Source organism: Streptosporangium fragile, assembly GCF_039534445.1.
Lineage (GTDB): Bacteria > Actinomycetota > Actinomycetes > Streptosporangiales > Streptosporangiaceae > Streptosporangium > Streptosporangium fragile.
Window position 1 is genome coordinate 1 of sequence record NZ_BAAAVI010000181.1, and the last position, 864, is coordinate 864.

General features: G+C 69.1%; 1 protein-coding gene. It reads right to left on the bottom strand.

Annotation, left to right across the window (positions count from 1 at the left end):
* A partial coding sequence (locus tag ABD841_RS40535) for a hypothetical protein (RefSeq protein ID WP_344982403.1) occupies positions 1 to 477 on the bottom strand: 477 nt, incomplete at its 3' end.
* Positions 478 to 864: the final 387 nt, after the last annotated feature.

The following is an 864-nucleotide window of genomic DNA, read 5'->3' on the forward strand; positions in this document are numbered from 1 at the left end:
GATCCTCACGACCATACGAAGGACGCTCACCACGATCGAACGACCGCCGCTCACCACGGTCCTGACCGTAACCACCGGAACGGTCGCCACGGCTGGAGGAGGGCCGGTCACCCCGGTAACCGCCGCCGGGGCGATCGTCACGGTTGTAGGAAGGGCGGTCGCCCCGATCACGGGATCCGTAGGAGCCACCGCGGGACTGGTCGCGGTCGCCGTAGGACCGCTGGCCACCGCGCGAACGATCGTCACGGTCGAACGAGGGACGGCCGGCACCCCGGTCTCGGTTGAATCCTGGACGGTCACCTCGGTCCCGCGAACCATAAGAGCCGCCCGAACGCCCCTCTCGACGCTCACCGTAACGGGGGCCGTCACCGGGACGCCCCCTCTCAGCACCGCGGTTGTCGCGGTAACCCCGCTGACCGCCAGATCCGCGGTTTTCGCCCTCTTCGCGGCGGCCCGCGCCGTCACGCCCGTTATCACTGTTCACTTCTGGTCCATTCGTCTGCTCACTGTGCGAGCGCGTCCCATCATCTCGAACGGATGGGACGGTTCGCTGTGCGGGCGGTCTCCGGCCGCGGGATGCGCCCCGTTCGCTGTCGCTGCTCCGCGCCCCACCGTGGTCCGGCGCGAAGAAGGCCACCCGCTGGTGGGGTGGCCCGGCCTCTCCAGCCTAGCAAGCCCGGGAAAGTCCGTAGGCCCTGTCCCTCGAGCTTCCCCGGCTCCCTCGCGATCGCGAGGTGATCCCGTAGAACGGGCCAGGCAGACACGACCCCGCTCCCGAAAGTCCCCGCACCTACCCCGTAAACGCAGAAAAGGGGCCCCACCCCAAGGGTGGAACCCCTTCCCGCAACAATTGTCCGGCGGCGA